Origin of the sequence: Streptomyces sp. NPDC005752 (genome assembly GCF_040630715.1) — a bacterium.
GTDB lineage: Bacteria > Actinomycetota > Actinomycetes > Streptomycetales > Streptomycetaceae > Streptomyces.
The window spans coordinates 1-20,044 of sequence record NZ_JBEXYB010000058.1 but is presented as its reverse complement, the minus strand read 5'-3'; the positions used below and the strand labels follow the sequence as shown (position 1 = coordinate 20,044).

16 protein-coding genes are annotated in these 20,044 nt (G+C 71.9%); 14 read left to right on the top strand and 2 right to left on the bottom strand.

The annotated features are described in order from the left end of the window. Positions 1–4: 4 nt before the first annotated feature. Positions 5–778, bottom strand: coding sequence for a hypothetical protein (locus ABZ441_RS31800; RefSeq protein WP_358980564.1), 774 nt, complete (start codon positions 776–778; stop codon positions 5–7). A gap of 88 nt (positions 779–866) precedes the next feature. On the opposite strand from ABZ441_RS31800, the gene ABZ441_RS31795 reads away from it, so the two are divergent. The 10 genes from ABZ441_RS31795 to ABZ441_RS31750 all read left to right on the top strand — a co-directional run bounded on the left by ABZ441_RS31795 (position 867) and on the right by ABZ441_RS31750 (position 14,851). Continuing rightward, positions 867–1,655, top strand: a complete 789-nt coding sequence (locus ABZ441_RS31795; protein ID WP_358980562.1) for an adenosylcobinamide-GDP ribazoletransferase — start codon at positions 867–869, stop codon at positions 1,653–1,655. A gap of 172 nt (positions 1,656–1,827) precedes the next feature. Next, the gene (locus tag ABZ441_RS31790) at positions 1,828–3,381 is read left to right on the top strand and encodes a leucyl aminopeptidase (protein ID WP_358980559.1); all 1,554 of its coding nucleotides are present in this window, start codon (positions 1,828–1,830) and stop codon (positions 3,379–3,381) included. A 343-nt stretch (positions 3,382–3,724) separates the two neighbouring features. Next, on the top strand, positions 3,725–5,113 hold the full coding sequence (gene lpdA / locus ABZ441_RS31785) for a dihydrolipoyl dehydrogenase (protein WP_358980557.1): 1,389 nt from the start codon (positions 3,725–3,727) through the stop codon (positions 5,111–5,113). A 56-nt stretch (positions 5,114–5,169) separates the two neighbouring features. Beyond that, on the top strand, positions 5,170–6,957 hold the full coding sequence (gene sucB, locus ABZ441_RS31780; RefSeq protein ID WP_358980554.1) for a 2-oxoglutarate dehydrogenase, E2 component, dihydrolipoamide succinyltransferase: 1,788 nt from the start codon (positions 5,170–5,172) through the stop codon (positions 6,955–6,957). Between the two features lie 148 nt (positions 6,958–7,105). Next, positions 7,106–7,729, top strand: coding sequence for a GntR family transcriptional regulator (locus tag ABZ441_RS31775; RefSeq protein ID WP_358980552.1), 624 nt, complete (start codon positions 7,106–7,108; stop codon positions 7,727–7,729). A gap of 295 nt (positions 7,730–8,024) precedes the next feature. Next, the gene (gene aceE / locus ABZ441_RS31770) at positions 8,025–10,694 is read left to right on the top strand and encodes a pyruvate dehydrogenase (acetyl-transferring), homodimeric type (protein WP_358980550.1); all 2,670 of its coding nucleotides are present in this window, start codon (positions 8,025–8,027) and stop codon (positions 10,692–10,694) included. A 75-nt stretch (positions 10,695–10,769) separates the two neighbouring features. Next, positions 10,770–11,738: a WYL domain-containing protein gene (locus ABZ441_RS31765; RefSeq protein WP_358980548.1), complete on the top strand. Its 969-nt coding sequence runs from the start codon at positions 10,770–10,772 to the stop codon at positions 11,736–11,738. A gap of 83 nt (positions 11,739–11,821) precedes the next feature. Then, positions 11,822–12,343: a DUF4240 domain-containing protein gene (locus ABZ441_RS31760; protein WP_358980588.1), complete on the top strand. Its 522-nt coding sequence runs from the start codon at positions 11,822–11,824 to the stop codon at positions 12,341–12,343. Positions 12,344–12,444: 101 nt separating this feature from the next. Next, on the top strand, positions 12,445–13,344 hold the full coding sequence (locus ABZ441_RS31755; RefSeq protein WP_358980546.1) for a TIGR01777 family oxidoreductase: 900 nt from the start codon (positions 12,445–12,447) through the stop codon (positions 13,342–13,344). A gap of 184 nt (positions 13,345–13,528) precedes the next feature. Continuing rightward, positions 13,529–14,851: an NAD(P)/FAD-dependent oxidoreductase gene (locus tag ABZ441_RS31750; protein ID WP_358980544.1), complete on the top strand. Its 1,323-nt coding sequence runs from the start codon at positions 13,529–13,531 to the stop codon at positions 14,849–14,851. A 63-nt stretch (positions 14,852–14,914) separates the two neighbouring features. On the opposite strand, the gene ABZ441_RS31745 is transcribed toward ABZ441_RS31750, so the two are convergent. After that, complete coding sequence (locus tag ABZ441_RS31745) at positions 14,915–16,543, bottom strand: regulator (protein WP_358980542.1); 1,629 nt, start codon at positions 16,541–16,543, stop codon at positions 14,915–14,917. Between the two features lie 314 nt (positions 16,544–16,857). Here ABZ441_RS31745 and lipB point away from each other — a divergent pair, with 314 nt between their 5' ends. From lipB to ABZ441_RS31725, 4 genes are all read left to right on the top strand, one after another. Continuing rightward, entirely contained in the window at positions 16,858–17,685 is an 828-nt protein-coding gene (gene lipB, locus ABZ441_RS31740; protein ID WP_358980540.1) for a lipoyl(octanoyl) transferase LipB, read from the top strand. 129 nt (positions 17,686–17,814) lie between these two features. Next, the gene (gene lipA, locus ABZ441_RS31735; protein ID WP_358980538.1) at positions 17,815–18,783 is read left to right on the top strand and encodes a lipoyl synthase; all 969 of its coding nucleotides are present in this window, start codon (positions 17,815–17,817) and stop codon (positions 18,781–18,783) included. Between the two features lie 270 nt (positions 18,784–19,053). Then, entirely contained in the window at positions 19,054–19,254 is a 201-nt protein-coding gene (locus tag ABZ441_RS31730; RefSeq protein ID WP_099176328.1) for a hypothetical protein, read from the top strand. Positions 19,255–19,284: 30 nt separating this feature from the next. Continuing rightward, entirely contained in the window at positions 19,285–19,992 is a 708-nt protein-coding gene (locus ABZ441_RS31725; RefSeq protein ID WP_031093778.1) for a DUF4191 domain-containing protein, read from the top strand. The last annotated feature ends 52 nt before the right edge of the window (positions 19,993–20,044 follow it).

Here is a 20,044-nt window from a genome sequence, read left to right as displayed (position 1 = left end):
GACGTCAGGACTCGCCGTCGGGGCGGGGCCCCGGTAGCGGGGTCCTGTCCGGGGCCCCGCCGATCATGTCCTGGAAACGGCGGCGCGGCCCCGCCCAGCGGACGTCGTGGTGATACGCCCTCAGCACCGCCCTGGCACGGGCCCGGTGCCGTCGGCGGTAGAGCCGCTTCGCCCAGAGCGAGGTGGGCCGGGCCAGCCGAAGCGCCCCGATCAGCGCGATGAACGGGATGAGGGTGCCGATCACCGCCATCCGTACCTTGCCCTTGAAGAGGGTGACCAGCACGAAACCGAAGTTGACGACGTAGGTCAGGACGACGCCCGTCCTGTTCTGCTGCTGCTCGCCGCTCAGCTCGTCCACGCCCAGCGGCGAGAAGCCGGCGAGCACGAGCAGGACGAGCGAGGCCGTGAGGACGACGACCTCCACGCTCTGCCGGCCCTCCTCGGTCCAGTAGACGTCGTCGAGGTGCAGGATCAGCGCGAACTCGTCGAGGACCAGGCCCGCGCCCACACCGAAGACGACCGCGAAGATCCCGGCGGCCGCGCCGCGTTGGCCGCTCGCGACCGCACCGAAGCCTCCGACCACCGAGAGCACGACGCCGGGCACCACGTGGTGGACGTGCACACCGCCGGGCGTGAAGTTGCGGAAGGGCCCTTTTCCGGCCCTGATCATCCGGGTGATCATCCGGGTGACGGCGAAGGTCAGGACGAAGGCGCTGAGGGCGATCAGGAGCGGTAGCTTGCCCGGCTCGACGATGTTCTGCTGGAACCAGTGACCCATGCCACCTCCGCCCGAAGACCCGCCTTTGCGGCTTTTGGGTCGCTTTCGCCCAATCTAGCGTGCCGACGCAGCGGCTAGCCTGCGCGCGGTGACCTCCCTGAACAGCCACGGCCTGCGATTCGCCTTCGGCACCCTGACCGCGCTCCCCGTCCGCGTCTCCCGCTGGGACCGCCGGACGGCCCGCGCCGGCATGCTGTGCGCCCCGCTCGCGGGACTCGCCGTGGGGCTGCTCGCGGCCGCCCCCGGAGTGCTGTTCCTGCTGGGCGGGTCGGGTCCCCTGACGGCGGCGGTCGCCTCCGCCGCGCTTCCCGCCGCACTGACCCGCGGGCTGCACCTGGACGGGCTCGCGGACACCGCCGACGGACTCGGCAGCGCCAAGCCGGCCGGGGACGCGTTGCGGATCATGAAGCAGTCGGACATCGGCCCCTTCGGCGTGATCACCCTGCTGTTCGTGCTGCTGGCCCAGGTCTCGGCGCTCTTCGCGCTGTACGGCCGGGGCTGGGCGGAAGGCGCTCTGGGCACCGTCGTCGCGGCCGTGACCGCGCGGCTCGCGCTCACGCTGGCCTCCCGCCGCAACGTCCCGCCCGCCCGGCCGGAGGGCCTCGGCGCGGCGGTGGCCGGCACCGTTCCTCCCCGGGGCGCGGCAGCCGTGGCCTGCGCGGTGGTCGCGTGCTGCGCGACGGCCGGTGTACTGCTGGGCGGATACGGGGCCGGCCTGCACCAGGCCCTCGCGGTGGTGGCCGGCCTCGTCGCCGCACAGCTGATGCTGCGTCACTGCGTGCGGCGCTTCGGCGGGGTGACCGGCGATGTGTTCGGCGCGCTGGAGGAGACGGCGGGCACGGCTGCCCTGCTGACGCTGTCGCTGTCCCTGGGCTGAGGGTGCGCCTCCCCGGGCGACCACCCCGCCCCCGTGAAGCGGAGCCCCGGGCGCGCGTAGGCTCGTTCCCGGCACATTGCGGGCGGCGTCTACGATGCGCCGGGCACGGTCGGCCACCCCCTCGACCAACACAGACCGGCACACAACTCAACGGAAGCGAGAATTCACCACCGTGACTGCTCTCACTCTCAGCACCTCAGGTGCGGCGACGCTGCGCGCCGACGCGCTCGTCGTCGGCATCGCCAAGGGAGCCGGGTCCACGTCTGGGGACCTGGTCGTCGCACCGGGCGCCGAGGCCGTGGACAAGGCGTTCGACGGAAAGCTCGCCACCGTCCTGGCGACCCTCGGCGCCTCCGGCGCCGAAGGCGAAGTGACCAAGCTCCCCGCCCCGTCGGACCTCAAGGCACCGGTCGTCGTCGCGGTCGGGCTCGGGCCGGTCCCGGCGAAGGACGACGCGTACGACTCCGAGGTCCTGCGCCGGGCCGCGGGCAGCGCCGCGCGTGCGCTGAAGGGTTCGAAGAAGGCCGGTTTCGCCCTGCCGACGGAGTCCGTCGAGGACGCGTCGGCCGTCGCGGAGGGCGCCCTGCTGGGTGCCTACGCCTTCACCGCCTACCAGGGCGGCGAGAACAAGCTCGCCCCCAGGGGCGCCAAGGCCGACGCGAGGAAGGCTCCGCTCGGCGAGGCCGTCCTGCTCGGCACCAAGCCGCGGGACAAGGCGTTCAAGGCGGCCGCCGAGCGCGCCGTCGCGGTCGCCGAGGAGATCAACCGGGCCCGCGACCTGATCAACACCCCGCCGAACGACCTGTACCCCGAGTCCTTCGCCGCCGTGGCCACCGCCGCCGGCAAGGAGCACGGCATCAAGGTGCAGGTCCTGGACGAGAAGGCGCTCGTCAAGGGCGGCTTCGGCGGTCTGCTCGGCGTCGGTCAGGGCTCGGCGCACGGCCCGCGCCTGGTCAGGCTGGCCTACACCCACCCCAAGGCGGAGAAGACGCTCGCCCTGGTCGGCAAGGGGATCACCTACGACTCGGGCGGCATCTCGCTCAAGTCGCCCGGGCACAACGAGACGATGAAGTGCGACATGAGCGGCGCTGCCGCGGTGTTCGCCGCCGTCGTGTCGGCCGCCCGTCTCGGCCTCCGGGTCAACGTCACCGGCTGGCTGGCCCTCGCCGAGAACATGCCGTCCGGCAACGCCACCCGCCCCGGCGACGTGCTGCACATGTACAGCGGCAAGACCGTCGAGGTCCTGAACACCGACGCCGAGGGCCGCCTGGTCCTCGCCGACGCCCTGACCCGCGCCTCCGAGGAGAAGCCGGACGCGATCGTCGACGTGGCGACGCTGACGGGCGCGATGGTCGTGGCCCTCGGCAACCGCACCTTCGGCGTGATGTCCAACGACGAGGCGTTCCGTACCTCCATCCACGAGATCGCCGAGGAGGTCGGCGAGGCCTCCTGGCCGATGCCGCTCCCCGCCGACCTGCGCCGGGGCATGGACTCCCCGACCGCCGACATCGCCAACATGGGCGAGAAGATGGGCGGCGGGCTGGTGGCCGGTCTCTTCCTGCGGGAGTTCGTGGGCGAGGGCATCGCCTGGGCGCACCTGGACATCGCGGGCCCGGCCTTCCACGAGGGCGCCCCGTACGGCTACACGCCCAAGGGCGGCACCGGATCCGCGGTCCGCACCCTGGTCAGGCTGGCCGAGCGAACCGCGGCCGGCGACCTCGGCTGAGTCCCGGCACACGGCGTCCGCGAGCGGACCCCACGCGGGGTTCGCTCGCGGCGGACGGCCCCGGGCATACGTCCGGGGCCGTCCGGCGTTCACCCCGACGGCTCTGACCGGCTTTTCTTCGGAAATGTGTACGCTTCGGTAACCATCCGGCCCGGATCTTCGTACGGCCCGGAGCAGGGGCCCGCGTCCCGTCCGCCCGCAACAAGTGCGAAGATGGGTTCTCGGCAGGACAGGGCCCCCACCACAGGGCCGAATATCGCAAGCGGCCGAACACCAGCCGACCGGCCGGTCACACCCCAGCGACGGGGCCCGGCGTACGGCGCACATGCATGGAGGACGTGACGTGGCGAACGACGCCAGCACTGTTTTCGACCTAGTGATCCTCGGCGGTGGTAGTGGCGGTTACGCCGCGGCCCTGCGCGGAGCTCAGCTGGGCCTGGACGTCGCACTGATCGAGAAGGGCAAGGTCGGCGGCACCTGCCTGCACAACGGCTGCATCCCCACGAAGGCGCTGCTGCACGCCGGCGAGATCGCCGACCAGGCCCGTGAGGCCGAGCAGTTCGGCGTGAAGGCCACCTTCGAGGGCATCGACATGGAGGCCGTCCACAAGTACAAGGACGACGTGATCTCGGGCCTGTACAAGGGCCTGCAGGGTCTCGTCGCCTCGCGCAAGGTGCACTACATCGAGGGTGAGGGCAAGCTCTCGTCGCCCACCTCGGTGGATGTCAACGGTCAGCGCGTCCAGGGCCGCCACGTGCTCCTGGCGACCGGCTCCGTGCCGAAGTCGCTGCCCGGCCTGGAGATCGACGGCAACCGCATCATCTCCTCGGACCACGCGCTGAAGCTGGACCGCGTACCGAAGTCCGCCATCGTCCTGGGCGGCGGCGTCATCGGCGTCGAGTTCGCCTCGGCGTGGAAGTCCTTCGGCACCGAGGTCACCATCGTCGAGGGTCTGAAGCACCTGGTCCCGGTCGAGGACGAGAACAGTTCCAAGCTTCTTGAGCGCGCGTTCCGCAAGCGCGGCATCAAGTTCAACCTCGGCACCTTCTTCGACAAGGCCGAGTACACGCAGGACGGCGTGAAGGTCTCCCTCGCCGACGGCAAGACCTTCGAGGCGGAGGTGCTGCTGGTCGCGATCGGCCGCGGCCCGGTCTCGCAGGGCCTCGGTTACGAGGAGGCCGGTGTCGCGACGGACCGCGGCTACGTCCTCGTCGACGAGTACATGCAGACCAACGTGCCGACCGTCTCGGCCGTCGGTGACCTGGTCCCGACCCTCCAGCTCGCCCACGTCGGCTTCGCCGAGGGCATCCTGGTGGCGGAGCGGCTCGCCGGTCTCAAGACCGTGCCGATCGACTACGACGGCGTGCCGAAGGTGACGTACTGCCACCCCGAGGTCGCCTCCGTCGGTATCACCGAGGCCAAGGCCAAGGAGATCTACGGTGCGGACAAGGTCGTCACCCTCAAGTACAACCTCGCGGGCAACGGCAAGAGCAAGATCCTGAAGACCGCGGGCGAGATCAAGCTCGTCCAGGTCAAGGACGGTGCCGTGGTCGGCGTCCACATGGTCGGTGACCGTATGGGCGAGCAGGTCGGCGAAGCCCAGCTGATCTACAACTGGGAGGCGCTGCCGGCCGAGGTCGCGCAGCTCATCCACGCCCACCCGACGCAGAACGAGGCGATGGGCGAGGCGCACCTGGCCCTGGCCGGCAAGCCTCTCCACTCCCACGACTGATCCAGTCCCGGGGACGACCGACCACTTCCGCACTTTCGTAAGGAGCAACTGAAACCATGTCGGTTTCCGTAACCCTTCCGGCGCTCGGCGAGAGCGTCACCGAGGGCACCGTCACCCGCTGGCTGAAGGCCGAGGGCGAGCACGTCGAGGCCGACGAGCCGCTGCTCGAGGTCTCGACCGACAAGGTCGACACCGAGATCCCCGCGCCCGCCTCCGGCGTCCTGTCGTCCATCAAGGTCGCCGAGGACGAGACCGTCGAGGTCGGCGCCGAGCTGGCCGTCATCGACGACGGCTCGGGCGCACCCGCGGCCGCGGCCGCACCGGCCGCCGAGCCGGAGGCCGCCCCGGCCCCGGCCGAGGAGGCTCCGGCGCCCGCTGCCGAGGCCCCTGCCGCCGAGGCACCCGCCGCCGCTCCGGCCGGTGGTGCCTCCGGCACCGACGTCACCCTCCCCGCGCTCGGCGAGAGCGTCACCGAGGGCACCGTCACCCGCTGGCTGAAGGAGGTCGGCGAGGAGGTCGCGGAGGACGAGCCCCTGCTCGAGGTCTCCACGGACAAGGTCGACACCGAGATCCCCGCCCCGGTCGCCGGCGTGCTGCTGGAGATCGTCGTCGGTGAGGACGAGACCGCCGAGGTGGGCGCCAAGCTCGCCGTCATCGGTGCTCCGGGTGCCGCACCGGCCGCCGCTCCCGCGGAGGCCGCCCCGGCCCCCGCGGCTGCTCCGGCTCCGGCAGCACCCGCCGCACCGGAACCGGCACCTGCCGCTCCGGCGGCGCCCGCCGCACCGGCACCCGCCGCTCCGGCTCCCACGCAGGCTCCGGCACCTGCCGCACCGGCTCCCGCGCAGGCACCGGCTCCGGCTCCGGCCGCGCAGGCTCCTGCCGCTCCTGCCGCTCCGTCGGCTCCCGCCGCCGACGACGGCGCGTACGTCACGCCGCTGGTCCGCAAGCTCGCCGCCGAGAACGGCGTCGACCTGGGCGCGGTCAAGGGCACCGGCGTCGGTGGCCGTATCCGCAAGCAGGACGTCGTAGCCGCCGCGGAGGCCGCCAAGGCCGCCGCAGCCGCCCCGGCTCCGGCCGCCGCCGCTCCCGCGGCCAAGGCCGCGCCGAAGCTCGAGGCGTCCCCGCTGCGCGGTCAGACGGTCAAGATGACCCGCATGCGCAAGGTCATCGGCGACAACATGATGAAGGCCCTGCACTCGCAGGCCCAGCTGACCACGGTCCTCGAGGTCGACATCACGAAGCTGATGAAGCTGCGCAACCAGGCGAAGGAGTCCTTCGCCGCCCGTGAGGGCGTCAAGCTGTCCCCGATGCCGTTCTTCGTGAAGGCGGCGGCCCAGGCGCTGAAGGCCCACCCGGTCGTCAACGCCCGGATCAACGAGGACGAGGGCACCATCACGTACTTCGACTCGGAGAACATCGGCATCGCCGTGGACGCCGAGAAGGGCCTGATGACCCCGGTCATCAAGGGTGCGGGCGACCTGAACATCGCGGGTATCGCGAAGAAGACCGCCGAGCTGGCCGGCAAGGCCCGCGGTGGCGGCCTCACCCCGGACGACATGTCCGGCGCGACCTTCACCGTCAGCAACACCGGTTCGCGCGGTGCGCTGTTCGACACGGTCATCGTGCCGCCGAACCAGGCGGCCATCCTGGGCATCGGCGCCACCGTCAAGCGTCCGGCGGTCATCGAGACCGCCGAGGGCACCGTCATCGGCGTCCGCGACATGACGTACCTCTCGCTCTCCTACGACCACCGTCTGGTGGACGGCGCGGACGCCGCCCGCTACCTGACCACGGTCAAGGCGATCCTCGAGGCCGGCGAGTTCGAGGTCGAGCTCGGTCTCTGAGCCGTGCAGCTGTAACCAGCCTCACCAGTGGCGCCCCCGTCCGGAACACCTCCGGGCGGGGGCGCCGCCGTATTGTCTAGACACCACCGGTCGCCCTCGGACGCCGTGTTGGTGGAGAGCAGCACCGGTTCGCCCGAAGGAGCCCGTCATGACCCCGCCCGTCGTCCACTCGCTGCGCGAGCAGATCCGCGAGCACATCGTGGACGGGATAGTCAGCGGGCGCTGGAAGCCGGGTGAGCGGATCGTGGAGCGCCGCATCGCGACCGAGCTGGAGGTCAGCCAGACACCCGTACGCGAGGCGCTGCGCGAGCTGGAGACCCTGCGGCTGATCGAGTCGGCGCCCAACAAGGGCGTACGGGTCCGGAACCTGACCGCCGCCGATCTGGAGGAGAGCTACCCCGTACGGGCCGGGCTGGAGCAGATGGCGGCGGAGCTGGCGGCCCCCGCGCTCGCCGAGGACTGCTCGGCGCTGACGCCGCACGTGGCGGCGCTGTACGAGGCGGACCGGCTGGCCGACGGCGAGGCGCAGGTACGGCACACGGTCGCCTTCCACCGGGAGCTGGTGCGTGCGGCGGGGAACGCCGTGCTGCTGCACACCTGGGAGGGCCTGGGCATCGAGGTGTTCACGGCCCTGTCGATCCGCTGGCTGGGCACGGTGCAGAAGTCGTACGCGGAGGAGCACGAGGCTCTCATCGAGGCGTTCCTGCGGCGGGACCCGCAGATCGCCGTACTGGTGAAGGAACACGTCCTCGGGTGCGCGCCGCGCGCCTGAGGCGTCTCCGCCCCGCCCGGCCCGGGACTCCGGACCGTACAGCCGCGCCCATCTGCGGCGCGGTCCGCTCCGCCGTGCAGGTCACCGCCCGTTTCACCCCGTTGATCCCGTCACTCCGTGCCCTGTTTCGCGGCACCGCATGCCACTTTTCTTCATATCAAGAAGTTTTGCCCTTCACCCTTTGATCGATCATCGATCGGCGACTTACAGTTCAGTCGCGGGCCCACCGGCCCGATCGCCCTGTCCTGCCAGTCAGGGCCTTCTCCACCCCCTCCCACTCCGGAAGGCGGCGATCATGACCGACCCCGTAGCAAAGCTTCCGAGCGAGCTCGACCAGCTCCCGGACCGCGACCCCGAGGAGACCGCCGAGTGGGCGGCCTCCCTGGACGCCGTCACCAAGGCCGCGGGCCCGCACCGCGCCGCGTACCTGATGCGGCGTTCGCTCCAGCACGCCGAGGGCGCCGGCATCGCGCTGCCCAAGCTGCTGGAGAGCGATTACGTCAACACCATCCCCACCTCCGCCGAGCCCGCGTTCGACGGCGACCTGGAGATGGAATCGAAGATCACCGCGTGGAACCGCTGGAACGCGGCCGCAATGGTCACGCGTGGCGCCCGGTACGGCGTCGGCGGCCACATCGCCACGTTCGCCTCGGCGGCATGGCTGTACGAGACCGGCTTCAACCACTTCTTCCGCGGCAAGGAAGGTGACGGCTCCGGCGACCAGCTCTACATCCAGGGCCACGCCTCGCCCGGCATCTACGCCCGCGCCTTCCTCGACGGCCGCCTCTCCGAGCAGCAGCTCGACAACTTCCGCCAGGAGTCGGGCGGCGACGGCCTGCCGTCCTACCCGCACCCGCGGCGGCTGCCCTGGCTGTGGGAGTTCCCCACGGTGTCGATGGGCCTCGGCCCGCTCTCGGCGATCTACCAGGCGCGCTTCAACCGCTATCTGACCAACCGCAAGATCAAGGACACGTCGAACTCGCACGTCTGGGCCTTCCTGGGCGACGGCGAGATGGACGAGCCCGAGTCGACCGCGGCCCTCGCCCTCGCGGCCCGTGAGCAGCTCGACAACCTGACCTTCGTCATCAACTGCAACCTGCAGCGCCTCGACGGCCCGGTCCGCGCCAACTTCCGCGTGGTCCAGGAGCTGGAGGGCGCGTTCCGCGGGGCCGGCTGGAACGTCGTCAAGACGCTCTGGGGCAACGCCTGGGACGAGCTGTTCCAGCTGGACACCACCGGCGCGCTGATCCGGCGCCTGCGCGAAGTCCCGGACGCGCAGTTCCAGACGTACGCGACCCGCGACGTGGCCTACATCCGCGAGCACTTCTTCGGCACCGAGCCCGCGCTCGTCGAGCTGGCGAAACTGCTGAGCGACGCCAAGATCGCCGAGTGTTTCTACAGCTCCCGCGGCGGCCACGAGGCCCGCAAGGTGTACGCGGCCTACCGTGCGGCCGTCGAGCACAAGGGCGCGCCGACCGTGATCCTGGCCCAGACGGTCAAGGGCTACACGCTCGGCAAGGGCTTCGAGTCCAAGAACGCCAACCACCAGATGAAGAAGCTGTCGACCGACGAGTTCAAGGGCATGCGCGAGCTGCTCGGCCTCCCGATCCCCGACAGCGCCTTCCAGGACGGGCTGGTCCCCTACGGCCACCCGGGTGCGGACTCCCCCGAGGTCCGCTACCTCCAGGAGCGTCGCGCCGCGCTCGGTGGTCCCGCTCCCGCCCGTCGTGTGCACGCCGTCACGCTGCCGCAGCCCGAGGAGCGCGCCTTCAAGGCCCTGTACAAGGGGTCCGGCAAGCAGGAGATGGCGACCACCATGGCGTTCGTCCGCCTGGTGAAGGACCTCATGCGGGACAAGGAGACCGGCAGGCGCTGGGTTCCGATCGTCCCGGACGAGGCCCGTACCTTCGGTATGGAGTCGCTGTTCCCCTCGGCCGGCATCTACTCGCCGCTCGGCCAGACGTACGAGCCGGTCGACCGCGACCAGCTGATGTACTACAAGGAGGCCAAGGACGGCCAGATCCTCAACGAGGGGATCACCGAGGCCGGTGCCATGGCCGACTTCATCGCGGCCGCCTCGTCGTACGCGACGCACGGCGAGACGATGATCCCGTTCTACATCTTCTACTCGATGTTCGGCTGGCAGCGGACCGGCGACCAGATGTGGCAGCTCGCCGACCAGCTCGGCAAGGGCTTCATCGTCGGCGCCACGGCGGGCCGTACGACGCTCACCGGGGAGGGCCTCCAGCACGCGGACGGCCATTCCCACCTGATCGCGTCCACGAACCCGGCGTCGCTCAACTACGACCCGGCGTTCGCCTACGAGATCGCGGTCATCGTCAAGGACGGTCTGCGCCGGATGTACGGCCCCGAGGCGGAGGACGTCTTCTACTACCTCACGGTCTACAACGAGCCGAAACAGCAGCCCGCGATGCCGGAAGGCGTCGAGGAGGGCATCGTCAAGGGCCTCTACCGCTTCAAGGAGGGCACGCCCGCCGCCGCGGACGCGCCCCGGATCCAGCTGCTGGGCTCCGGTACGGCGATCCACTGGGTCCTGGCGGCCCAGGAGCTGCTCGCCGCCGACTGGGGCGTCACGGCCGACGTGTGGTCCGCCACCTCGTGGGGCGAGCTGCGCCGTGACGCGCTGGCGTCCGACGAGGCGCTGCTCCGCGGCGAGGAGCGGGTGCCGTACGTGACCCAGGCGCTGTCGGGTGCGCCGGGCCCGGTCCTGGCCGTCAGCGACTGGATGCGCGCGGTCCCGGACCAGATCAGCCAGTGGGTGGAGCAGGACTGGTCCTCGCTCGGGACGGACGGCTTCGGCCTCTCCGACACCCGCGAGGGCGCTCGCCGGCACTTCGGTGTCGACCCGCAGTCCGTCGCGGTCGCCGCGCTGGCCCAGCTGGCCCGCCGTGGCGAGATCCCGGCCTCCAAGGTCAAGGAGGCCCGGGAGAAGTACGGGATGTGAGTCCGGGCGGGGCGGGTACCGGTGGTCCGGTACCCGCCCCGCTGTCGCCGCCCCGCCCGGCCCACAATGGGTTCCATGCGCGCTGCCCGGCTGATCAAGATGGTGCTGCTCCTGCAGTCCCGGCCCTCCATGACCGCCGCCGAACTGGCCGGGGAGCTGGAGGTGTCGGAGCGCACCGTGACCCGGGACGCCCAGGCGCTCTCCGAGGCGGGTGTGCCCGTGTACGCCGACCGGGGCCGGTCCGGCGGCTACCGCCTCGTGGGCGGCTACCGGACGCGGCTCACCGGGCTGGCCCGTCACGAGGCCGAGGCCCTCTTCCTCTCCGGACTGCCCTCCGCCCTGAGGGAGATGGGACTCGACGACGCCGCTTCCGCGGCCCGGCTGAAGGTCTCGGCCGCTCTGCTCCCCTCGCTCCGGGACGCCTCGCACACCGCCGCCCAGCGCTTCCATCTGGACGCCCCGGGCTGGTTCCACGATCCGGCCACCCCCGAACTGCTGCCCGCGGTCGCGGAGGCCGTCTGGGACGACCGGCTGGTCCGGGCCCGCTACCGCCGCCGGCCGGCCGGCGAGGTGGAGCGCGAGCTGGCCCCGTACGGACTCGTTCTGAAGGCCGGGGTCTGGTACCTCTGCGCCCGGGCGGGGGACGACTTCCGGGTGTACCGGATCGACCGCTTCACGGCCGTCGCCGCGTCGGAGACCCGCTTCGAGCGGGACGCGGACTTCGACCTGCCCCGCTTCTGGTCGGAACGGGCCGGGCAGTTCGCCCGGTCGATCCTGCGCACCGAGGTGACCGTACGCCTGTCGGAGGAGGGCGTACGGCGGCTCCCGCACGCGGTGGACCGCGCCGCCGCCGAGGAGGCGCTGGCCTCGGCGGCCGCGCCGGAGTCCGACGGCCGCCGCACGGTCGTCCTGCCGGTCGAGTCCGCGGAGGTGGCGTTCGAACAACTGCTGGCCCTGGGGTCCGAGGTCGAGGTCCTCGCCCCCGCCGCGCTCCGCGAACGCTTTGCCGATACGGCCGAACGACTGCGCGACCTCTATCGCTGAAGTGGCCCGGAAGTGATGCCGAAGGCTTCATTTCGGTGTCTGAGCGTGCGTCGCGTGCCGCCGGGGCAGATGCTGGACCCGTGATGGACGAGACGGAGTTCTGGGAGATCATCGACAGCACCCGCGAGGCCGCCGAGGGCGACCCCGAGGAGCATGCCGATCTGCTTGTCGAACGGCTGGCGCAGCTCGATCCCGACTCCGTGCTGGATTTCGCGAGGCACTTCGAGGCCCGCTACAACCGCGCGTACCGCTGGGACCTCTGGGGTGCGGCGGCCGTGCTGCTGGGCGGGGCGAGCGACGACGCGTTCGACTACTTCCGCTGCTGGCTGATCGCCCAGGGCCGGGAGGTCTTCGAGGGCGCGATGCACGACCCGGACAGCCTGGCCGGGCTGCTGGACGACTTCGACGAGGACCTCGACGGGGACGGCGAGGATCTCGGCTATGCCGCGGACGAGGCCTACGAGCAGCTCACCGGGGTGGTCACTCCCGACCTGGGGCTGCCGCCGCAGGCGGCGGAGCCGGCGGGCACGCCCTTCGGCTTCGACGACGACGCGGCGCTCGCGGAACGCTACCCGGCGCTCTGGGAACGCTTCGGTCCGGTCTGAGATCCGGGCCGGGAAGCGGTCCGGGTGCCGGCCACGCGTCCGACTCCCGCCCGCGCACCTCTTCCCGCGTGATCGAAGGCCCATGGGGCAGGATGGACGTCATGCTGCGCTCCCGAATCGCCGTCACCGGATCGACCGGACTCATCGGAGCGGCGCTCGTGCGCTCGCTGCGTGCCGACGGGCACGAGGTGCTGCGCCTGGTGCGCCGCCCGGCTGCCACCGGTGACGAGGTGGAGTGGGACCCCAAGCGCCAGTACGTCGATGTGGCGGGGCTCGTCGGCTGCGACGCGGTCGTCCACCTCGCGGGCGCCGGGGTCGGGGACCACCGGTGGACCGACGCGTACAAGCGGGAGATCCGTGACAGCCGGGTGCTGGGCACCGCGGCGGTCGCCGAGGCCGTGGCTTCGCTGGACACCCCGCCGAAGGTGCTGTTGTCGGGGTCCGCCATCGGTTTCTACGGCGACACCGGTGACCGTTCCGTCGACGAGAGCGCGCCGCCCGGCGAGGGCTTTTTGCCGTCCGTGTGCGTGGAGTGGGAAGAGGCCACGGCGCCCGCCGAGGAGGCGGGCGTACGCACGGTCCACGCGCGTACCGGGCTCGTCGTCTCCCGGCAGGGCGGGGCCTGGGGACGGCTCTTCCCGCTGTTCAAGGCGGGGCTCGGCGGGAGGATGGGGGACGGACGGCAGTACTGGAGCTTCATCGCTCTGCACGACCACATCGCGGCGCTGCGGCACATCCTGGACACGGAGACGCTGTCCGGTCCGGTGAACCTGACGGGCCCCTCCCCCGTCACCAACGGTCAGGTGACGGCCGCCATGGGACGGGTGCTGCGGCGTCCGACCCTGGTCACCGCACCCGCGCCCGCGCTGAAGATCGCGCTGGGCGAGTTCGCCGGGGACGTCCTCGGGAGCCAGCGGGTGCTGCCCGGCCAACTTCTCGACTCGGGCTTCGCGTTCGCCTTCCCCGGCATCGACGACGCCATCCGCGCCGCGCTGCGCTGACCACCGCCCGGCCTGCTCAGGGCCCCACGCCGGGCCGCCGTGCGACCCCGTGCACCGGTGCCCGGGGTGCGCGCGACTGCGCCTGTCTCGGCCATCCGCCTAGCCTCGACCCGAACTCGGGCATTCCGGGGGCATGTCGGGGGCAATAGCCCTCCAGCAGTCGCACCGACCCGGGGAGGGGCACGTGCTCAGGGCACACACAGCAGACCACTCGGATGTGGTCATCATCGGGGCCGGTACCGCCGGCCTGACAGCGGCCCACCAGCTGATCAGCGCGGGAGTGGACGTCAGCGTTCTTGAGGCCGCCCCGCATGTGGGCGGCCGGATGGCCACCCATGACGTGGACGGGTTCCGGCTCGACCGGCTGGGTCCGTTGCTCAGTTCCGCGCACCCGGAGCTGAGCACCACCCCGGGGCTGGGCGGGCTGGTCCTGCGGGACTTCGCCCCCGGGGTGCTGGTGCACAGCGGGGGCCGGCAGTACCGAGCCGGAGACGTACGGAACGCGCGGGGCGCACTCCGCGCTGCACGCTCCCGATCGAGCGCTCCCCGCGCGCCCCTCGGCGGGGCGATCGAACAGGCCAGGCTCGGTGCCTGGCTGGCCCGTCTGGCCACCGCTCCGGAGTCCCGGATCCTGGCCCGGCCCGACAGGGCCGCGCTCGACGCACTGCGTGGGCGCGGCCTCCCGCCCCGTGTCGTCGGAGGATTCCTGCACCCGCTGCTCTCGGCGCTGCTCGGCGACCCCGGGCTCTCCACGTCGAGCCGTACGGCCGACCTGGCCCTGCGGGACTACGCGCGTGGCCGGCTCTGCGTTCCCTCGGGCGGTTCCGCGGCGCTGCCCGAGCTGCTGGCGGCCACCCTGCCGCCGGGGACCGTACGCACCGGGGTGCATGTGACGGCCGCCGACATCACCTCCGTACGCACCAAGGAGCACGGCGAACTCGGCTGCAGGTCGCTCCTGCTGGCCACCGGCGCGGGAGCGGCCGCCGAGCTGCTGCCGGGCCTGCGCATGCCCGCGTTCCACCCGGTCACCGTGCTGCACCACACCACCGGGGAGGCGGCGGCACCGCCGACCGGGGGCAGTCTGCTGCTGGACGCCGATCGCTCGGGGCCCGTCGCGCACACCGCCGTGATGAGCGAGGTCGACCCCTCGCGGGCGCCGCAGGGCCGGGCCCTGATCACCTCCACGGTGCTCGGCACCCCGCCGCAGGACCTGGACGGCGAGGTCCGCGCGCACCTCGCCAGGCTCTACGGCACGCCCACCGGCGACTGGGAGCTGCTGGCCGCCCATCACGACCCGGAGGCGGTCCCCGCCATGCCGCCTCCGCACGATCCGCACCGGCCGGTCCGGCTGCTCGCCGGGCTGTACGTGTGCGGCGACCACCGCGACACCAGTACGGTCCAGGGCGCGTTGCGCTCCGGCAGGCGCGCCGCCTCGGCGATCCTCACGGACCTGGGGGTGCGCCCCCCGCGGCAGGCGGACGGGACGGTTCTTCCCGCCGCCGCGTGAGGTCTCCGCCCGGGTCGGGCCCGGCCCGGCCCGGACGGAGCGATGCGGGGCGGGAGGCCGCGGTCATCCCAGCGCGGCGACCCGATCGCGGTATCCGCGTACGGCGACGGCGTCCCGGTAGGGCTCCAGGCGGCGCTCGAAGTCCCGTACGTACTCCGTGGCGCGCACCGATCGCATCTCCGCCGCCTGCTGGGCCGCCTCGGCGCCCAGCAGGCAGGCCTGGTCCAGCTCGCCCAGGCCGAGCCGTGCGGAGGCGAGCACCACCCGGCAGAACAGCCTGCTCCGGGCGTACGCCGGTGCGCGCAGCTGGAGCGACCGCTCGGCGTGCTGGGCGGCGGCGCGGTACTGCTGCAGGTCGCGGTGGCAGTGGCCGAACTCGTCGGCGAGCTGGGCCTCGTCGAAATAGCGGGCCCAGTGCGGAACGTCGTCTCCGGGACGGGAGATGCCCAGTGCGCGCTCCGCCCGGGCGAGGGCGGCGACGCAGGCCCTGCTCTCGCCGAGGACGCCGTGCCCGCGCGCCTCGACCGAGTGCAGCAGGGCCAGGACGACGGGCGGTGCGGAGGAACCGATGCCCTGCTGGGCGACGCGGGCGAGCTGGACGGCTTCCCTGCCGTGCCCGAGATAGACCGCCTGCCTGCTCATGGTGATCAGGACGAAGGCGCCGTACCCCCGGTCCCCTGCGGCCTGGGCGAGCCGCAGCGCCTGTACGAAGTAGCGCTGGGCGAGACCGTGCGCCGCGATGTCGTACGAGGTCCACCCCGCCAGCCGGGTCAGATCGGCCGCGGCGGAGAACAGCCTGCGGCCGATCGCCTCGCCGTAGCTCCCGCGGAGCATGGGCTCGGCCTCGTGCTCCAGATACCGGACCAGGGCCTGCCTGGCGTGGCCGCCGCCGTAGGCGTTGTCCAGGGTGCGGAAGAGCTCGCCCACCGAGCGGAGGGCTGCGACGTCGCCGCTGCCGACCCGCTGGCCCGTGCCGCGCCCGGTCTGCCGCTGGCGGGGGACGACGAGGGGAGGTGAGGCGGGAGCGGGCGGACGGGAGGAGCCGGGCCCGCGGGTGCCGCCGGCCCGCGCACCGTGGGCGCCCGCCGCGTGCGCCGTGCCGGACGCTCCGGGCGCCTGCAGGGTGCCCGCTCCTCCGGCGTGGTGGAGCCCCTGCGGGGCCCGGGGGCCGAGGGCCTCGGCGGGCGTACGCGGGGAGGGCAGGCCGGCGGTGCCGGTCACGCCGTCCGGCGCTTCGGCGCGGCCGACCCACTCGTCGGCCCGCCCGATCAGCCAGTCCCTGCTGGGGACGACCAGCCCGGCGGGCGTGAAGGCGATCTTGCGCAGCTCCGCATGGCTGCCGGAGTCCTTCCGCCACAGTCCGCTGACGATGTCGACGGCCTCCGCGGGTGTCGCCGCGAACTCCAGGCCGGCGTAGACGGGCGCACACGCGTCCAGGCCCAGGTCCTGCGCGGAGAGCCGGCGTCCGAGCCGTCTGGTGAAGACCTCGGCGATCAGCGCGGGGGTGGTGCCCCGGGGCTGCTGGCCGCGCAGCCAGCGGGTGACCGAGGTCTTGTCGTATCGCAGGTCGAGCCCGTGTTCGAGGCCCAACTGGTCCACCCGGCGGGCCAGGCCCGCATGGGAGAACCCGGCCTCCGCGATGAGGGCAGCGAGCCGCCGGTTCGGGGTGCGCTGCGGAGGTCGGTCAGACATCAGCTGTAAGGTCTCCTGCCTTCGGCACCGGGCGGGCAGCCCTTACGGACTCCCCCACGGTTGGGAGCGGGCGAGCCCGTCATGGAACGGCGCGAATTTAACCGGCCGGGGGGCGGCGCCGATGGCCTTCGCTCCACATTCATCCGATCGTGTGAGAATTGTCGGATCACTGACGGAATACACCCGTGCACGACCTGCCCGGCTTCGGCCTCCGGGGCGGTCGTACAGTGGCTGGGGGCGCACATCAGTGCATGGTGACGTGACTCCGGGGACACCCCCCGGCCCTGCGGCACCGCGAGTAGGGAGGCACCCGAGTGAGTGAGCTGCGGTTCGTCCGTCTGGGATTCGGCGAGGAAGCGGTCGACTACCAGGAGGCATGGCACAAGCAGCGCGAGGTGCACGCCGCCCGGTTCGAGGACACCGTCCCCGACACGTGCCTGCTCCTCGAGCACCCGCCCGTCTACACGGCGGGGCGGCGCACCACGGAGAGCGAACGCCCGCTGGACGGCACCCCCGTCATCGACGTCGACCGCGGCGGGAAGATCACCTGGCACGGCCCGGGACAGCTGGTCGGCTACCCGATCATGAAGCTGCCCCGGCCGGTGGACGTGGTCGCCCATGTCCGCCGCCTCGAGGACGCCCTGATCCTCACGGCGGCCGAGTTCGGCGTGCGGACCAGCCGGGTCGAGGGCCGCAGCGGCGTCTGGGTCCTCGGCGACCCGGTCGTGGACCGCCCCGCGCTCGGAGGGCTCTCGCTGGACTTCGACCCCCGGCTGCACGACGAGGAGTTCGACCCCCGGCTGAACGGCCCCGAGTACGCACCGTCCAACGCCGGCCAGCGCCGCGAGGACCGCAAACTGGCCGCGATCGGCATCCGGGTCGCCAAGGGCGTGACCATGCACGGCTTCGCACTGAACGTGAACCCGGACAACACCTGGTTCGACAGGATCGTGCCGTGCGGCATCCGGGACGCCGGCGTGACCTCGCTGTCGTACGAACTGGGCCGCGGGGTCACGATCGCGGACGTCCTCCCGGTCGCCGAGAAGTACCTGCGGGACGTCCTCGAGAACGCGGAGCTCGCGCCCCGTCCCGTCGGGGCTCCGACGGCCCCGGAGACCCCGAGGACGGCGGCGCCCGCCTGAGGGCCCCGGCGGCCCGTCGGAATAGGGCCTGTCGGCCAAAGGTTGGCCATACGCAAGACCGTTCTAACCACGGGCGTACCCTGGTGTTCGCCGAAGAATCCAATGCAGCGAAAGCAAAGGGGTGCCGGAGTGTCCGGTGTCGCACCCGACGGGCGCAAGATGCTGCGCCTGGAGGTCCGAAACAGCCAGACCCCCATCGAGCGCAAGCCCGAGTGGATCAAAACCCGGGCGAAGATGGGCCCCGAGTACACGAAGATGCAGGCGCTCGTGAAGGGCGAGGGTCTGCACACCGTGTGCCAGGAGGCGGGCTGCCCGAACATCTACGAGTGCTGGGAGGACCGCGAGGCGACGTTCCTCATCGGCGGCGACCAGTGCACCCGGCGCTGCGACTTCTGCCAGATCGACACGGGCAAGCCGCAGGCGCTGGACCGTGACGAACCCCGCCGCGTGGGCGAGTCCGTCGTGAAGATGGACCTGAACTACGCCACGATCACCGGCGTCGCGCGCGACGACCTGGAGGACGGCGGCGCGTGGCTGTACGCGGAGACCGTGCGCCAGATCCACGCCCAGACAGCGGGACGGGAGGCCGGCGCCACGAAGGTGGAACTGCTCATCCCCGACTTCAACGCGGAACCCGAGCAGCTCGCCGAGGTCTTCTCCTCGCGGCCCCAGGTCCTCGCGCACAACGTCGAGACGGTCCCGCGGATCTTCAAGCGGATCCGGCCCGGCTTCCGTTACGAGCGCTCCCTGGAGGTCATCACCCGGGCCCGTGAGGCCGGTCTGGTGACGAAGTCCAACCTGATCCTCGGCATGGGCGAGACCCGCGAGGAAGTCAGCGAGGCGCTCCAGGACCTGCACGACGCGGGTTGCGAGCTCATCACGATTACGCAGTACCTGCGGCCCTCCGCGCGGCACCACCCCGTCGAGCGCTGGGTGAAGCCGCACGAGTTCGTGGAGCTGAAGGACGAGGCCGACGCGATCGGTTACTCCGGCGTCATGTCGGGGCCGCTGGTGCGTTCCTCGTACCGCGCGGGACGCCTCTTCCAGCAGGCGATGGAGCGGCGCGGCGTGGCCGCCGAGGCCGCGTCCGCGGTGTGAATCGCCGCACAAGAGATTACTGAGCAGTAATAGCCGCAGCGACGCGGCCCGTACGTCCTCCGCAGGTCGGGGGCCCGTATGGGCCGCGTCGGCGTGCGCGGCACCGAAATCAGAGTTTCATTGGTGTTTGACCGACCGGTCATGCACTGGTAACACCAAGCAGTGACCCTAGGTACATACGCGGTGGCTCCCGCAGCCCCCGTCGTCATTGCTTCCCGCTACCCAGTGCGCGCCGGACGCGCGCATCCGCTCCGAGGGGGAACACCCAAGATGCACGCCGCACCGGTTCGAGCCAACGCCATCCCGACCGTCACCACCGCGCTCCGCGCGGTCGAGTCGCTGTTGATGAGCAGCGGCCAGCGCACCGCCCGCCGCAACGCCTGGACGGCGGTCCTCGAGGACCGCCGCAGGGCTCAGGACCGGGTCGAGGCGGAGCATGTGCTGAAGGCTGTGGCCGACCACCGTTCCTGAGTGACTCCCGGGCCACGTAAACTTCGGAACATGGCGAGGAAGGCAAACACTGAAGGCGCGGACAGCGCCGAGAACGCGGGGCGGCTCAAGCAGATCGCCCTGACCTACAAGATGACCAGGCGGTCGGACCCCAAGGTGGGTCTCGTCGTCGCGGGTGTGGGAATCATCACCTTCGGTGTCCTCCTCGCCATCGGTTTCCTGATCGGTCACCCTGTCTACGCGGGAATCCTGGGCTTCGTCCTGGCCTTCCTCGCGATGGCGATCATCTTCGGACGGCGTGCCGAGCGCGCGGCCTTCGGTCAGATGGAGGGGCAGCCCGGCGCCGCCGCCGCGGTGCTGGACCGGGTGGGCCGCGGGTGGACCACCACCCCGGCCGTCGCGATGAACCGCAGCCAGGACGTCGTCCACCGGGCGGTCGGCAAGGCGGGCATCGTCCTGGTGGCCGAAGGCAACCCGAACCGGGTGAAGAGCCTGCTGGCCGCCGAGAAGAGGCGGATGGCCCGCATCGTCGTCGACGTGCCGGTGCACGACATCATCGTCGGTGACGGCGAGGGCCAGGTGCCGCTGAAGAAGGTGCGCACCACGATGCTGAAGCTTCCGCGGGTCCTGACCGGCCCGCAGGTGACCGCCGCCAACGACCGGCTCCGGGCGATGGGCGATCTGATGAGCAACATGCCGCTGCCGAAGGGGCCCATGCCGAAGGGCATGAGGATGCCACGCGGCGGAAAGATGCGCTGACCGCGCGGACACGAGCAGAGGAGCGGCCCCGGACGAGTACACCGTCCGGGCT

Bases quoted from the DNA above. Each gene is read 5' to 3' on its own strand.
- ABZ441_RS31800 (WP_358980564.1), bottom strand. From the start codon at position 778: ATGGGTCACTGGTTCCAGCAGAACATCGTCGAGCCGGGCAAGCTACCG.
- sucB (WP_358980554.1), top strand. From the start codon at position 5,170: ATGTCGGTTTCCGTAACCCTTCCGGCGCTCGGCGAGAGCGTCACCGAG.
- ABZ441_RS31775 (WP_358980552.1), top strand. From the start codon at position 7,106: ATGACCCCGCCCGTCGTCCACTCGCTGCGCGAGCAGATCCGCGAGCAC.
- aceE (WP_358980550.1), top strand. From the start codon at position 8,025: ATGACCGACCCCGTAGCAAAGCTTCCGAGCGAGCTCGACCAGCTCCCG.
- ABZ441_RS31765 (WP_358980548.1), top strand. From the start codon at position 10,770: ATGCGCGCTGCCCGGCTGATCAAGATGGTGCTGCTCCTGCAGTCCCGG.
- ABZ441_RS31760 (WP_358980588.1), top strand. From the start codon at position 11,822: ATGGACGAGACGGAGTTCTGGGAGATCATCGACAGCACCCGCGAGGCC.
- ABZ441_RS31755 (WP_358980546.1), top strand. From the start codon at position 12,445: ATGCTGCGCTCCCGAATCGCCGTCACCGGATCGACCGGACTCATCGGA.
- ABZ441_RS31745 (WP_358980542.1), bottom strand. From the start codon at position 16,543: ATGTCTGACCGACCTCCGCAGCGCACCCCGAACCGGCGGCTCGCTGCC.
- ABZ441_RS31730 (WP_099176328.1), top strand. From the start codon at position 19,054: ATGCACGCCGCACCGGTTCGAGCCAACGCCATCCCGACCGTCACCACC.
- ABZ441_RS31725 (WP_031093778.1), top strand. From the start codon at position 19,285: ATGGCGAGGAAGGCAAACACTGAAGGCGCGGACAGCGCCGAGAACGCG.